The organism is Paenibacillus sp. FJAT-27812, from assembly GCF_001273905.1.
Lineage (GTDB): Bacteria > Bacillota > Bacilli > Paenibacillales > Paenibacillaceae > Pristimantibacillus.
The window spans coordinates 7,284,944-7,299,302 of record NZ_LIGH01000001.1; the positions used below are offsets into that span (position 1 = coordinate 7,284,944).

A 14,359-nucleotide genomic window follows, 5' to 3' on the forward strand; every position below is an offset into this window, starting at 1 on the left:
AGACAAGAAATTAGGAAGCGATATTTCAGGTGTCTTGTTTGCTGCAGCATGAATTTAATGGAATGAGGTGAGGGAAATGGAGTCAGAGCCGCTGTTTGTTGTATCCCGTGAGGATTGGTCGCTCCACCGCAAAGGCTATGAGGATCAAGCGCGACATCAGGAGAAGGTACACGAAGCAATTAAGCAAAACCTTCCCGATCTGGTTTCCGACGAAAGCATCGTTTTGTCCGATGGCAGGCGCACGATCAAGGTCCCCATTAAAAGTCTCGACGAATCCCACTTTATATACAACTACAACAAGAAGCAGCACGTGGGACAAGGCGATGGAGATTCACAGGTTGGCGACGTGTTAGGGGTCGATCCGCAAGCCGCCAAGGGACCGGGCAAAGGTCAGGATGCGGGCGATCAGCCAGGCGAGGATGTCGTTGATACCGAGATAAGCATCGACCAGCTGGAGGATATGCTATTTGAGGAGCTCGAGCTCCCTAATCTGGAGCAGAAGCAAAAGGACCAATTACAAACGACCGAAATTGTTTTTCACGATATTCGCAAAAAAGGCATTATGTCCAATATCGACAAGAAACGTACGCTGATCGAAAACTTGCGGCGCAACGCCAACGCAGGCAAATCCGGCATTGGGGGCATCTCGCCTGACGACCTTCGTTACAAAACGTGGAATGAAATCGTTAAGCCGCAATCGAATGCCGTCATTCTTGCCCTCATGGACACGTCAGGGAGCATGGGGTCCTTTGAGAAATATTGCGCCCGCAGCTTCTTCTTCTGGATGACGCGTTTTCTGCGCCGCAAGTATGAGCATGTGGAAATCGTGTTTATTGCGCATCATACGGAAGCCAAGGAGGTTACGGAGGAGGAGTTCTTCAACCGCGGTGAAAGCGGTGGCACCATCTGCTCCTCTGCTTACCAGAAAGCGATCGAGGTCATCGACAGCCGCTATCCGACTTCAAACTGGAACATATACCCGTTCCACTTCTCTGACGGCGACAATCTTACCTCGGATAACGAGCGCTGCGTGAAGCTGATCGGTCAGCTAATGGAGAGAAGCAATATGTTCGGCTACGGCGAGGTTAATCAGTACAACAGAAGCAGTACGTTAATGTCGGCCTATAAGCATATCAGCCACAAAAAATTTATGTACTCCGTCATAAAGGAAAAAGGCGAGGTTTACAAGGCGCTTAAAACGTTCTTCTCGAAACAAGTAAGCGGTGCTTAACGAGCAAAACCCGCCCTGCAGCTCATGCGGCAAGGCGGGTTTTTACTATCCAAACAAGGCTCCTGCTAAGCGATTGTATCGCTCATGTCTTTGTCAGGGTCCGTCCCTTTTGTTTCTTTGCCAAAAAACAGAACGGCTAGCGCTCCAACGATAATCGTTACAAAAAATATCATAAATACCGAAGGTATCGCCATTTTCCGCGCGACCAGCATACCGACTAGATAAGGTCCGATGATCCCGCCGATTCGCCCAAATGACGCAGCAAACCCTACGCCTGTCCCACGGACCGCTGTCGGATATAGCTCTGGCGTATAGGCATACATCCCGCCCCATGCCCCGAGATTGAAGAAGGAGAGGCAGATGCCGGATGCGATCAGCACTCCCTCCGTCTCCGCGTTGCCGAACCACAACGCGCTTCCGGCGGTCAGCATCAAATAAGCAACGAGCACAAATTTGCGGCCGAATTTTTCGATGAAGTAAGCGGCTGTAAAGTAACCCGGCAGCTGGGCAAGCGACATAATCAGCACGTACTGAAAGCTTTTGACCAGGTCAAAACCTTTAAGCACCATGACCGATGGCAGCCATAGGAACATGCCATAATACGAAAAGACGACCGTAAACCAGAGAATCCACAGCGTAATGGTTGCGCTGCGATGCTTCGCTGACCACAGCGACTTTATCCGATCACCGAATGTCAACGCACTCTCGCGCCGTGCTTTGAAACGTGGAGAATCCTGTATCGCTCGTCTCAAATACAAGGCATATAGTGCAGGCAATGCACCAATTAGAAATGCCATCCTCCAGCCGTATGCAGGAATGATAAAATAGGCGATTAACGCCGCAACGATCCAGCCGCATGCCCAAAAGCTTTCTAACAGCACGACGGCACGGCCTCTCTCCTTCGCGGGCACCGATTCCGAAACAAGCGTTGAAGCGACCGGCAGCTCCCCGCCAAGCCCGAACCCCGCTGCAAACCGCAGCACGCATAGGGCAATGAAGCCCGTTGCCAAAGCGGACAAGCCGCTTGCGAGCGAGAATATAAGAAGCGTCCATAGCAAAATCGCGCGCCGGCCGTAGCGATCGGCCATCAATCCCGATATCGCTGCGCCGGCAGCCATGCCAATTGAATTAATAGCCATCAGCAAGCCTATCTGCTGCGCACCGAGCTGCCACTCAGCAGCTAGCGCGGTTACGATGAATGAAATCATCCCAACCTCCATAGCATCAAACAGCCAGCTAAGCCCCGCGCTAAACAACAATTTCCGGTGCTTCGGGTCGCGCATTAAAGCCATATTTTTCATGTTCAAAGCCCCTTTATTCATTCCCGTTTCGATATAGCTGGTTACTTTACTTATTTATTATCCTGCTTTGCCACTATTTACACATAGTCTGCCCATAGTAACACGCTTTAGAAGGAAATTACATACAAAAGAGCTGCTCCTACGGTTTATATCAACCGTTTGAGCAGCTTCATTCAACCTATTGATCCTTTGTCACACAGCTATTTTTCAGTGCTAATCCTTAATCGCTCTTTTTATTTAATCAAGTCTTCGCGCAGAGGGGTAAAGGCATCAAGCAAAGCCGAAACCTCCAAGGCTCTTACCCCATGCAGCGCTCCGCTCGGAATAACGATAGATTCCCCTTGCCGTACAATCCGCTTCTCGCCGTCGATCGTAAATTCGATAGCGCCCTTTAGGCAATAACTTAGCTGCTCATGCGGATGAGAATGCTCATAACCTTCCGCGCCCTGCTCAAAGTGCACTTCCATTAGCATAAGGCTATTCCCTGGCTGCAATATTTTACGGGTTACTCCCGGCTCCGCATTTTCCCATATTCCGATGTTGCTCATCGTCCTATCTCCCTTCACTCAATCACATTTAGCAAGCTCCGCTCCGCTCTCGTGCCAAAAAAGCGAGTACGCCTGCCTTTCTCCCGCTGTCGCTATCACAATGCGGTATTCATTATCAGCCAGCATATTTACAGCCAACGAATCAAATGCATCCAGATCAGTCTTATGGTTTGAATCATATAACAGCGCTTGTACAAATACAATACGTTGGTCGGTATCCGCCCGCATGACGATGGACGTTCGGTCTCGATCAGGCGGATTGTCTGGCGTCAAGGCCGTATAAATGTCGCAAGGCTGAGAGCTCCAAAATAACTGCCGTAAACAGCCTTCCTCAAGCTGGTAATGAAACGAACTTGCCCTTGTGGATGTCATAAGCTTGCGCTTTTGCTTCAGCCATCTCTGGTCGAGTGCGCAAAGTCTATCATCTGTCAGCTGCCACGAGGCTGCTCCATTTTCTGCGAGCATGCCGCTAAAATGATTCATAAAGCTTACTTTCCGGCGCTCCGGCACCGTAACGCTTACAATGTCCAGCAAATAACCATCAGTAAGCGCATTGATTCGGCGGATTACAGCTCCTTCGTAGGCGTTCCGATCCCAAGGACATAGCTCAAGCGGCAAATGAATCCGATCCTTCATTTCGTATTGTTCGCTGAGCCAGTCCACCGCCGTTTCTGTCCATGCTCCCCATGGCTGCTCCTCAAACCGGATGACCCTTCCATCAGCGGGCGGCTGGTCGGCCCCGTTCAAGCACACCGTATTATGCGAGAAAGTATGCTTGAACCAGCCATAGTGTGCAGGAACGCCATAGGCGGTAGTACCCGCATCAACGAGCAGTGGCATATCCCCGCAAACGACTGATAAGCCTAAGCGATCCATATGATCGTGCTCGCCTCCGAATTTGCTATGCTTGATGACGGCTTGCCATCCCTTGCGATTAACCAGCTTCGTAATCCCGCTAGCAGGCAAAGAAATATTCCGATGGGCAGCATTCCATAGCGGGTGGCTGCTCGCTCCCTCTATAGGCGCAAGCTCTCTGCCGAATAGAAGCGCGTTAGCCGAGCTTCTGGCAACCGCCTTCGCTCCCGAGAACGGCTCCTCTGCCCATTCCGTCCCATAGGCCGTATTCAGCAGCGACCGATAAAGCTCATCACCAAAAATGTCGAGCGCGATTTCATAAAAAGGGGCGTACATATGAATGCCAGCCCTGTTGCCCGCATCGTTCATCGAGGGCATGTCGCCATTTGGCAATATCAAATGAATGGGGTAATCGAACATCGACTTAAGGCCTGCCGTCTGCCAAACCTCCCAAGGCGTACCTTCCGCCATCAGCGCAAAATGAAGCAGCGATTGGAAAGCATAAAAATGATAATGGACGTTGCCCTCGTACCATAATCCATCTTCAAAGCGTCCGCGTCTGATTTGATCGTATAAGCCATATTCGCCCTCCAGGCCGTAGCGGATAATCGCTTCATCATTCAGCAAAATGCCGATAGAGGCGATCGCGGAGGTAATGAGCACGGAATGATTATGGATCTGCTTTTCTTTATGCTCGATTAGAAACCTGGCGCAAGGCGCAAGCAACCCTCCACGGATGTGAGCCGTCTCCTCTAAGGACAAATGCTCGCGGATCCAATAAAAGCCCAACGTCAGATCCATAATCCAATGCGCCTCATCAAGCGTTTGGGCAAATAGCTTGCCTGGCCCGTTGTATGGAATGCCTCCGTGAACCAGGTATCCCTCGTAATAATCTGCATATGCGGTCAAAAACGTTTTGATCTGTCCTAAATGCTTCGGATCGGGCTCGATCATATGAAGCAAAGCCATATTGTAGACCGCTTTTCCAATGGTGACGTGGACTAGCGAAGTCCATGCCGAGTCGTATGGCTCACCCGCCCAGACCGTTCCGCAGACCGGACAGAGATGAGACAAGGGCTTCCTCCAATCAAAAGCGAGTTGCGCCCCGTCATGATGGCAATGGTACTGATGCGTCCATTCGCCATGCTCCTCCGGGCCAATGCCATACGTTATCTGTGAAGCCTCCTCCACCTCATGGCGCAGCAGCATCATCGCATCTGCAAAATGAGGCAAAGAGGCGTTTGTTCGAAGTCGATTCAGCCGTTGATCGTTCATGTCGTTTTCGCCTCATTCCTTAGCCTTTGAGTGATCCTGCCGTCATCTGCATAAACGATTTGTTAGCAATCAGATAAACGACAAGAAGCGGCAAAATGGATAAGCATGCACCCGCCAGCATGTAATGCGTCTGGACGGCGGCTGATGCCCCGTAACGCAAATAGGAAAGGCCTACCGTTAACGTCTGAAGGTCGGGTGAATTCATCGTAAATACTAACGGGCGCAAATATTCATTCCAAGCGCCGCAGAACGTGAATAGCGCGCCTACGCCAAGCCCCGGCCTAAGCAGCGGCAAAATGATTTTCCAAAAGATCCCTGCATTCGAGCACCCGTCTATCCGTGCAGCCTCGTCCAGCTCCCTCGATATTCCCTTTAGGAAGCTAAGCAAAATAAAGAAAATATAAGCATGCCCGCTGATCAAAATTAAGATGACTCCCCATAATGAAGTATGCAGATGCAGCTTGATCATAAGCTCGTATTGCGGTCTAATGACGACGGCGCCAATGGAAATAAACATCGTCGAAGCTTGCAAAGCTACGAAGAGCGCCTTGCCCGGAAATGCCATACGTTCCACAACGTACGCTGCCATTGAAGCGACAATAAGCGTTCCTATCGTCGTGACGCCGCTAAGCGTGAGACTGTTCCAAGTAAACCGTGAGAAGTTCGCTTGAACCCAAGCCTCCTTATAATTGTCAATGTGCCACACGGATGGCAAGATGGCTCCGCCTGTCGTAAGTTCCGCATTGGACATAAATGATCCGAGCAAAGTGACGACGATAGGAAATAGGATTAGGAGCGCCGTTGCCAGCAAGAAGATCCAGAGCAATGCGCGAGAGCTTATGCTGCCCATCCGAAGCGTCAATCGTTTTTTATTTTTCTGAACATGGGGTATGGCTTCTGTCTTCATAGCGTCCTCCTTATTGCATTTTATTCATTCGTCTAGCCAAGAGGTGGTATAAAAGCGTGATGATGCCTACGATAACGGCCGTTGTGAAGCCTACGGCGCTGCCATAGCCGAACTGCTGGTCTACGACGGCTCCTGATGACGGCGTTGGGAAGAACAGCTTATAGACGTACAAGTACATCACTTCCGTTTTGCCGATTGGGCCACCCTCAGTCAGTACCATTATGGTCTCATAGCCTTTGAGCGAGTTAATGATGGCTAGCATAATGACGATTTGCAGCACAGGCCCTAGCATCGGTATCGTCAAATACCAAAATTGCTGAGTTTTATTGGCACCATCAAGCGAGGCGCTTTCATACACATCATTCGGAATGTTTTGAAGGCCTGCCAGAAATAACAGCATATAATTGCCTACCGCACCCCATACGGCGATCATAATCGTTGTCATCATCGCGTTTTTTGGACCGAGCCAGTCTATCCTCTCGGAAATGATATGGAATTTAAGCAGGTATTGGTTCAAGATGCCGTTATACGAGTTGAAAATAATAAAAAACACGACGGCCATGACGGCTGAGCTGATTATCGTCGGCATAAAGTAGATCGCCCGTAAAATCTGGCGCCCCTTCAGCTTTTGATTTAAAATAACGGCGAGCGCCAAGCAAAGCGGAATCGTAATAATGAGCTTCCCGCCCGCGTAAATGAATGTATTTACGACCGAGTCCCAGTACTGCGCGTCTCCGAGCAGTCTTTGAAAGTTATATAGACCGGTAAACTTCGCTTCCCCGTAGCCCTTGTAATCATAAAACATATAGCGAATGGCCCAGCCAAGCGGATAAATGCCGAGTACAAGCGTCAATAGAAGGCTCGGAAATAGGAAAACGTAGGAGAATCCAATCTGACGCGCTTTATTCATCGTTTCCACTCCTGTACGATCTGTCATTTTTTCAGGAAAAGGAAAGGGCGGAGTCTGCACTCCACCCTCCTCTTCCCGTTTAATATTAAAGCTGTTATTTTGCGCCGAGCTTCATTGGATCAAAATCCGGTTTCGGCTCTACCTTCACTTCGCCGCTGGCGATCGCTTTATCAAGCGCCGCGTTGTATCTTGTATTCAGGTCCTTGATTATCGCATCCATGTCTCCATCGCCCAGCATATATTTGAAGAACGCATCGTTGCTTTTGATTCCTTCGACCGTTACTGTCGGGCTGAGCGGCCATGTTCTGTCATTATCCGTTGGCAGGAAACCTTCAATGCCATTAATATCGGGCTTGTTCGCAACGGCTGCAATAGATGGAACCATTGATATGCCAAAGCCTTTTTCGTGGTAAGTCTTCAAAATATTGTCGGCGTACATGTACTCCATGAACTTCCAAGCCGCCTCTTGGTTTTTGGAAGAGCTGTTAATGGCAAGCCATTGGCCGCCAAGGAAAGAGCTTGCCCCCTTGATTGTGCCGTCGATTGAAGGTACAGGCGCCGCCGCCCATTCGATCTTGGCAGGGAACTGGTTTTTATATACGCCCGGCTCTGAGGAGAAGGATATATACATGCCGATTTTGCCTTCTGCGAATTGCGCGCGAAGCGGGTCAATATCCAGTGATTCCATGCCCGGCAGCGTGCTGCCGTCGTCATACATTTGCTTGTAGGCCTGAATAATATCCTTGAATCTGGAGAAATCGAAACGTGCTGTTTTGAAATCAAAGCCGAAACCCCCAATACCGCTAACTTCAGCGATTACCCGTGCGGAACGGCCGAACGCGCTATCCGGACTTTTGAAGTTTAGCGCAAAGCCGTAGGCGCCGTCTGCTTTTCCAACCGCCGTTATTTTCTTCGCTGCATCCACCATTTCGGCGAGACTCGTAGGAGGAGCGGCAATGCCGGCTTTCGCGAATAACTCCTTATTGTATACAAGCCGTAAAGTAGAGCCGTAATTCGGCAAGCTGTAGACTTTTCCGCCGATCTGGTTGAAGTCTTGAATAAGTGGGAACTCCTGCTTCATCTGTGCAGTCATCAGCTCATCGATCGGTGCTAGATAACCTTTGGCCACATAAGGCTGGATCGTATTTTCCTTTACCCTCAGCACATCCGGCGCTTGTCCGGAAGCGAAAGCCAGATCGATCGCTTGGTTGTAATCGTCTGTTTTCACGACCATTTCGACTTCGATATTGTCTTGATTGGTTTCGTTAAATGTTTGTACGACCTCCTTGATATAATCCATATCGTGGCGATCCCCAGTCCAATAAACAATCTTTGTTTTTTTCTCGTTATTCGCTGGGGGAGAGCTCGCATCCGTTTCCGCCGGCTTGTTCGTCGCGCCGGACTCGTTGTTGCTGTTCGCGCTGCCGCATGCCGTTAAGGCAACGGCTAAAAACGCGCTAAGCACGACCGTTCCGATTTTTTTATACATTTGTAATCCTCCCTTTGTAGGTAAATCTTTGTTTCTTGCTCTTTAACTATAAAAGATCCCCTTCGGATAGGTAATGAGGTTAACTTGCGAATAGGGGCAGATATTTCTTGTTTCTCGATCCGGCTCCTCCTAAGACTTGGACGACCTGCCGAGCGAAGTTTCTTTAAATTCCGTAGGCGTTAGGCCAGTCTGCTTTTTAAACACCTCGCTAAAATAACGCCGATGCTCATAGCCCAGCTCCTGTGCGATTTCCTGCACCTGATAATCATCGATAAGCATTGATTTGGCCTTCTCGATTTTCGCTTGCGTGACAAATTGCTGGAAGGTCGTTCCGGACACCTTTTTAAACAAATTTGAATAATAGCCCCAACTTAAATTCGCTTGCCTCGCGCAATGCTCCAACGTCAAATCCAGCTGCAGGTTTGATTGGATATAGGCGATCGAACGATATATAATTTTCTGAGATTCGCTTGCTCGCTCCTTATCGATGAGCCGGCAGCCAATATCGCACAGCTCAAAGAGCCACTGCCGATATTCCTGGAGCGAAGCTCTGCTCTCGCCTCTACCCTCCTGCACCTTCGACTCAAACTCCGACAGATGCTCGCGCGGTAGCTTCTCCAGCAATACCCTCAGCATCCGCAGCGAGAGGCCGTGAAAGAGATGCCCAACATCGCTTGGCTCGGGCAAAACCGTCAACTTTTGCATTTCATCAAAAACAGTCGCCAGCCATTGCATCGTCTTCTCCCGGTTTCCCGAACGGAATCCGAATAAAAACTCATTTTCGCTTTCTACGGTATAGACCCATCCCGCAGAACTGGCCTGCGCGCCATAATTAGAGCTGAAAGCTCCGTTCCCGCCCGTATAGAAATGGTAGGACAACGCACTGAGCGCTTGCTGATAGCTCTTAGGCAGCTCGCGAACATGCTTGACCTCTTGTCCGATACCGATGGATATCGTGAATTTCGTATGGCTCGCAATATTTTCACAGCAAGATTCCGCTATCCGAATGAGAAGCTCCTTGGATTTCACATGCAGGAGGCACACGTAACGGTTAAACGCCTCGCGAAATACGATGGCAGAAGCATGCGCCGCAATCGTTTCCTCGACGATATTTTGCAAGGAGAACCTCGCAAGCTCCAGCTCCTTTACGACTAAGCCGCCGTACTTATCCGTGAATTGGTCAATCTGAATAACCATAACTGCAAATGGCGCCTGTAGAGGCGGGAGATCCAGAAAGCCCCACCACTGCGCGATATCCGTTTCATCCGTCTGATGGTGGACAAGCAAGGACATATATTCCTGCCTTAGCGCAGGCAGGCTCTCCTTCATCTTTTTTTCCAGCTCGATGACATGGGTCCGTTCACGTTTTTCGTTCTCCCACGCTTCCTTTGCCTTTACTACGACCTTTACGATATCATCGATAGAAAATGGCTTTTTGACATAATCAAGCGCCCCGTATTGAATCGCCTTCCTGGCGTATTCAAAGTCGGTATATGCACTTAATATGATGATTTTGCTATGAGGGAGCATCTCTACGATTCTTCGCGTCATCTCCAGCCCATCCATTTTTGGCATGCGGATATCCGTCAAAATAATATCAGGCAGCGACTGACGGATCACATCCAGTCCTTCCTCGCCGTTCATGGCGCTGCCTACAATCTCGATGCCGTATTGCCCCCATGGGATTTTATGTTTGATCATTTCTACCACGCTGCGAATATCATCGACAATGCACAATTTAACCATTTGTTTCATTCGATTCATCCCCTTCACCCTGCCTTGGAATCCAAAGCTCAATCCGTGCGCCGCCTTCATCATTGTTGCTTATTTCCATTCGCTGCTGGTCTCCGTAATATAATTGCAAGCGATGGTACACATTTCGAAGGGCATAACCTTCTTTGTGCGTAGTCGGATTCATGATATCCGCCTTAATGCTCTCAGGCTGCAATCCCGCCCCGTTGTCTTCCACCTTCAAATAGAGCCTATCCTCGTCGGCCCGAGCGTAAATATGGATTTCTCCGCCCGACATTCGGTCCTGAAAGCCATGCAAAATACTGTTTTCCACGAGCGGCTGCACAATAATTTTCGGAATCTTGTTATCAAGCAGCTCAGGCTGCACATCGATATGGCAGACGAATAAATCCTCATAAGACATTTGCTGAATGGCTAAATATTGACGGACATGATCCAATTCGTCATTCAGCGTAATCAAGTCCCGTCCTCCGCTTAAGCTAAGCTGGAACATTTGCGACAAAGCGAGTATCATTTCGTTCACGTCCTGGTTTTCCCCAAGCACGGATTTGCAGTAGATCGTATTTAACGTATTGTAGAAAAAATGAGGATCCATCTGGGCAGAGAGCGCTTTGATTTCAGCTTTGCGCTTCTCCTTCTCACGTTGCTTCACGTCATTAATCAGCTGCTTGATTTCATCCAGCATGCGGTTAAACCGAAAGCCAACCTGGGAAACCTCATCTTTGTAATCGCTTTCAAAACGTACGCTAAGATCATTTTCCTCCACTCGCTTCATCAGCTTATGCAGCCTGAACAGCGGCCTGAGCAGCAAATCGCTCAAACGGCTCGCAATGAATAACGAAAGCACCATGAAGCCAAGTATGACGTACGAGGTTGCCTTCTTGATTCCGTTCAGCTTCGCAAGCAGCTCGCCTCTCGATTGAATGCCTACAATCATCCAGTCTTCTTTGACATCCAGCCTCGAATAATTGACCAAATAATCCTTCTTGCTGTCCCGATAAAAGAAGGACCCTGTCATCTCCTCTTTCAACTGCCGGATAAATTCAGGCTGCTTCGTTAATGAACGATCGTCAGCAGTATGGGCCAGATTAACATTTGCGCCAGCCGAATCGATGAAATAATACTGCTTGTCCGTTGTCGAAAGATTTTCCATAAATAGATCAAGCAAATCATCTTCCTTGATATTAATCACGACATACACATCCGATGTCATTTCCCCCATGTCATTTACACCCTCTACGACAAGAGAAATGACCGGCTGCTTATCCATAAAAAAGGAGTCCTCATGTCCTTTCGTCCAAAAGCCGTGCTTCAATTCCTTAAACTGGTCGTATAAATCCGAGTCATAAAACGATAGCGACGTATTTCTAACGTTCGAGGTATGATAATAATCTCCGATTGGCGAAGCAATCAGAATACTGTCGATCATCGAGTCGTTGAATTTCACCTGCGAGAAAACCGCCTGCAATGACGTCCACGTCTTGTAGTAGCGGCTGCTGTCATTATTTTGCGCATCCGTCATCACCTGCTTGAAGGGATCGCTGAACATGAGCGCCCTTACTGCTATGCCGATATTTTTGAGCCTCTCGTTTACGATCTGGGCAGATTGGTTTACCGTGTCCTGACTGGACTTTAGCGCATTGCTTTGAATTTCCTTCGATGCGATCAAATACGAAATGCTCCCTGTAGCCGTAATGCCGAACATAATTAAAATGACAAAGGCCAGCCAGATTCTGTGCTTCAATGAAAGGGAGTAAAAAAACTTTTGCACCATTATTCTGCGTATATTCGTTTGAATTCTCGTCAACCCCTCTCATGGCGTACCCGTGCTTAGACACAATCTATTTCATTATAATGCAAATGGCAAAAGGTAAACATGCGGCAAACCATGGAACGAGGGCAGATTTTTAAAGGTTGTTCGTTATTTAGGAGGCAAGCAAAACAGCAAAAAAAAAGCTTTAACCCTGTGAGGGGTCAAAGCCATTATCTGCTTCTCCTTGCTGGTTGCTCATGCCAAGCTGATCCAAGCTTTTAAACTCATAGCCTTGGCGGCGCGCCTCGTCAATAATTCTGCCAAGCGCTTCCGTATTGTCTTTGGACACCGAATGCAGCAATATGATTGCGCCTGGATGCAGCTGCTTAATAACCTCGCTATATGCGTACTGAGAACCCCGCTGCGCATTCACATCCCAGTCCTTATAAGCCACCGACCAAAATACGTTTATGTAGCCGAATTGTTTGCTTGCCTCAAGCACCCGTTCGTTAAAAATGCCTCTCGGCGGCCGGAGATATTTCATTTCCTTCTGGCCCGTAAGCACCTCAACCTGCTCCTTCACCTTGTCGAGCTCCGTCTTAATGCTTCCCTCCGACAGCTGGGACATATCCGGATGGCTCCATGAATGATTGCCAATAATATGGCCTTCCATTGCCATACGTTTAAGCAGCTCCGGTTGATCCTTCACATAATGTCCCGTTACGAAAAATACGGCCGGCACTTGCTTCTCCTTTAACACATCAAGAATTCGTGGAGTAAAGCCGTTCTCATACCCGTTGTCGAAGGTTAAAAAGAGCTCCTTTTGATTCGTGTCTCCAAGAAACAGCGCGCCATGTTTCGTAATAATAGGCTTAAAGCCTTCCTCATCTATTGAAGGCAAACGGCCGTCCACGCTTTTCTTAAATCCAAAGTGGTACGCTCCGGGTTGCCCAAAAGCAGCGGAAGGAGTTACTAAGCACCCTACCAGCACTGCGAACAGTGCCATGACCTTCATATTGAGCTTCAACAGCAATGCCCTCCTTGTTCAATTGATATATGACGCTGAGCCGACATATTGCAGTTATATTTCCCCATAACCACATAAAAAAACCGCCATCTTCGCAAGTCGATTGGACTTTGAAGACAGCGGTTTTATGTTAATTTCATTGGTTTAAAAATGGTCGGGACGACACGATTTGAACATGCGACCCCCTGGTCCCAAACCAGGTGCTCTACCAAGCTGAGCTACGTCCCGAGAAAAGATGGTGCCGTCGAGAGGACTTGAACCCCCAACCTACTGATTACAAGTCAGTTGCTCTACCAGTTGAGCTACAACGGCACATCGATTATGTCCACCAATTAAGGTGGTTTGTGATGCTGATTTGGCCTAAACCAAGCCGCATCTTGGGAAAAATGGTGCCGTCGAGAGGACTTGAACCCCCAACCTACTGATTACAAGTCAGTTGCTCTACCAGTTGAGCTACAACGGCATATGGATGATATCCAGCAATTACGGTGTTTGTGATGCTGATCTGGCTAATCCAAGATGCATCTTGAGAAAAATGGTGCCGTCGAGAGGACTTGAACCCCCAACCTACTGATTACAAGTCAGTTGCTCTACCAGTTGAGCTACAACGGCAAAAGAAGTTGTTCACCATTTAAAAGGTGATTTGGTTGCGGGGGCAGGATTTGAACCTGCGGCCTTCGGGTTATGAGCCCGACGAGCTACCGGGCTGCTCCACCCCGCGTCATTAAGAAAAAATATGGTGACCCGTAGGGGACTCGAACCCCTGTTACCTCCGTGAAAGGGAGGTGTCTTAACCACTTGACCAACGGGCCTTGAAAAATTGGAACGGAGAGAGAGGGATTCGAACCCTCGCACCACTTACGCAGTCTAACCCCTTAGCAGAGGGTCCCCTTGAGCCACTTGGGTATCTCTCCAAAAAAATATGGCTCCCCGAACAGGACTCGAACCTGTGACAACTCGATTAACAGTCGAGTGCTCTACCAACTGAGCTATCAGGGAAAATATGGTGGGCCCTAGTGGACTCGAACCACCGACCTCACCCTTATCAGGGGTGCGCTCTAACCAGCTGAGCTAAGGGCCCTAAGCATAAACATTAAACCTTATGTAAGTTCTTTTGTTTACGTTCAGGCAGGCAAATTGCGCCCTGAAAACTGGATACGAAAGATTAGGTTTGCTGAAAACCTCTTTAACTGTTGTCTGCTGGATGTATGGGTCACAGCAAACGGTTTTAGGATAAGCCCTCGACCGATTAGTATTCGTCAGCTACACACATTGCTGTGCTTCCACCCCGAACCTATCAACCTCGTCGTC

General features: G+C 48.8%; 10 protein-coding genes and 9 tRNA genes. 1 reads left to right on the forward strand and 18 read right to left on the reverse strand.

Going from position 1 to position 14,359, the window contains the following annotated elements; genetic code table 11:
- Positions 1–76: 76 nt before the first annotated feature.
- Positions 77–1,231, forward strand: coding sequence for a sporulation protein YhbH (gene yhbH / locus ADU23_RS31320; protein WP_053377346.1), 1,155 nt, complete (start codon positions 77–79; stop codon positions 1,229–1,231).
- A 65-nt stretch (positions 1,232–1,296) separates the two neighbouring features.
- Here the strand turns inward: yhbH and ADU23_RS31325 are convergent, their stop codons facing one another.
- The 18 genes from ADU23_RS31325 to ADU23_RS31410 all read right to left on the reverse strand — a co-directional run bounded on the left by ADU23_RS31325 (position 1,297) and on the right by ADU23_RS31410 (position 14,129).
- Positions 1,297–2,532, reverse strand: coding sequence for an MFS transporter (locus ADU23_RS31325; protein WP_053377347.1), 1,236 nt, complete (start codon positions 2,530–2,532; stop codon positions 1,297–1,299).
- A 233-nt stretch (positions 2,533–2,765) separates the two neighbouring features.
- Positions 2,766–3,080 carry a cupin domain-containing protein gene (locus tag ADU23_RS31330; protein ID WP_053377348.1) on the reverse strand — a complete coding sequence of 105 codons (315 nt, stop codon included), beginning with the start codon at positions 3,078–3,080 and terminating at the stop codon, positions 2,766–2,768.
- A gap of 18 nt (positions 3,081–3,098) precedes the next feature.
- Positions 3,099–5,210 carry a heparinase II/III domain-containing protein gene (locus ADU23_RS31335; RefSeq protein WP_053377349.1) on the reverse strand — a complete coding sequence of 704 codons (2,112 nt, stop codon included), beginning with the start codon at positions 5,208–5,210 and terminating at the stop codon, positions 3,099–3,101.
- Between the two features lie 19 nt (positions 5,211–5,229).
- Positions 5,230–6,060, reverse strand: coding sequence for a carbohydrate ABC transporter permease (locus tag ADU23_RS31340; protein WP_053377933.1), 831 nt, complete (start codon positions 6,058–6,060; stop codon positions 5,230–5,232).
- A gap of 67 nt (positions 6,061–6,127) precedes the next feature.
- Positions 6,128–7,027, reverse strand: a complete 900-nt coding sequence (locus tag ADU23_RS31345; RefSeq protein WP_053377934.1) for a carbohydrate ABC transporter permease — start codon at positions 7,025–7,027, stop codon at positions 6,128–6,130.
- 94 nt (positions 7,028–7,121) lie between these two features.
- Positions 7,122–8,516, reverse strand: coding sequence for an ABC transporter substrate-binding protein (locus ADU23_RS31350; protein ID WP_053377350.1), 1,395 nt, complete (start codon positions 8,514–8,516; stop codon positions 7,122–7,124).
- Between the two features lie 129 nt (positions 8,517–8,645).
- Positions 8,646–10,271 (reverse strand): response regulator transcription factor, encoded by a 1,626-nt coding sequence (locus ADU23_RS31355; RefSeq protein ID WP_231637565.1) that lies wholly within the window; start codon positions 10,269–10,271, stop codon positions 8,646–8,648.
- The gene (locus tag ADU23_RS31360) at positions 10,255–12,075 is read right to left on the reverse strand and encodes a sensor histidine kinase (protein ID WP_231637566.1); all 1,821 of its coding nucleotides are present in this window, start codon (positions 12,073–12,075) and stop codon (positions 10,255–10,257) included. Before ADU23_RS31360 ends, ADU23_RS31355 begins: the two co-directional genes overlap by 17 nt.
- A 151-nt stretch (positions 12,076–12,226) precedes the next feature.
- Positions 12,227–13,036: a delta-lactam-biosynthetic de-N-acetylase gene (gene pdaA, locus ADU23_RS31365; RefSeq protein ID WP_053377935.1), complete on the reverse strand. Its 810-nt coding sequence runs from the start codon at positions 13,034–13,036 to the stop codon at positions 12,227–12,229.
- A gap of 163 nt (positions 13,037–13,199) precedes the next feature.
- Positions 13,200–13,276 (reverse strand) — tRNA-Pro (locus ADU23_RS31370).
- Positions 13,277–13,284: 8 nt separating this feature from the next.
- Positions 13,285–13,360: transfer RNA gene (locus tag ADU23_RS31375), tRNA-Thr, on the reverse strand.
- 75 nt (positions 13,361–13,435) lie between these two features.
- Positions 13,436–13,511, reverse strand: a tRNA-Thr gene (locus tag ADU23_RS31380).
- A gap of 73 nt (positions 13,512–13,584) precedes the next feature.
- A tRNA-Thr gene (locus tag ADU23_RS31385) sits at positions 13,585–13,660 on the reverse strand.
- A 32-nt stretch (positions 13,661–13,692) separates the two neighbouring features.
- Positions 13,693–13,769: transfer RNA gene (locus ADU23_RS31390), tRNA-Met, on the reverse strand.
- A 16-nt stretch (positions 13,770–13,785) separates the two neighbouring features.
- A tRNA-Glu gene (locus tag ADU23_RS31395) sits at positions 13,786–13,860 on the reverse strand.
- 14 nt (positions 13,861–13,874) lie between these two features.
- A tRNA-Ser gene (locus ADU23_RS31400) sits at positions 13,875–13,962 on the reverse strand.
- Positions 13,963–13,971: 9 nt separating this feature from the next.
- Positions 13,972–14,047 (reverse strand) — tRNA-Asn (locus tag ADU23_RS31405).
- Between the two features lie 5 nt (positions 14,048–14,052).
- Positions 14,053–14,129, reverse strand: a tRNA-Ile gene (locus ADU23_RS31410).
- Between the last annotated feature and the right edge of the window lie 230 nt (positions 14,130–14,359).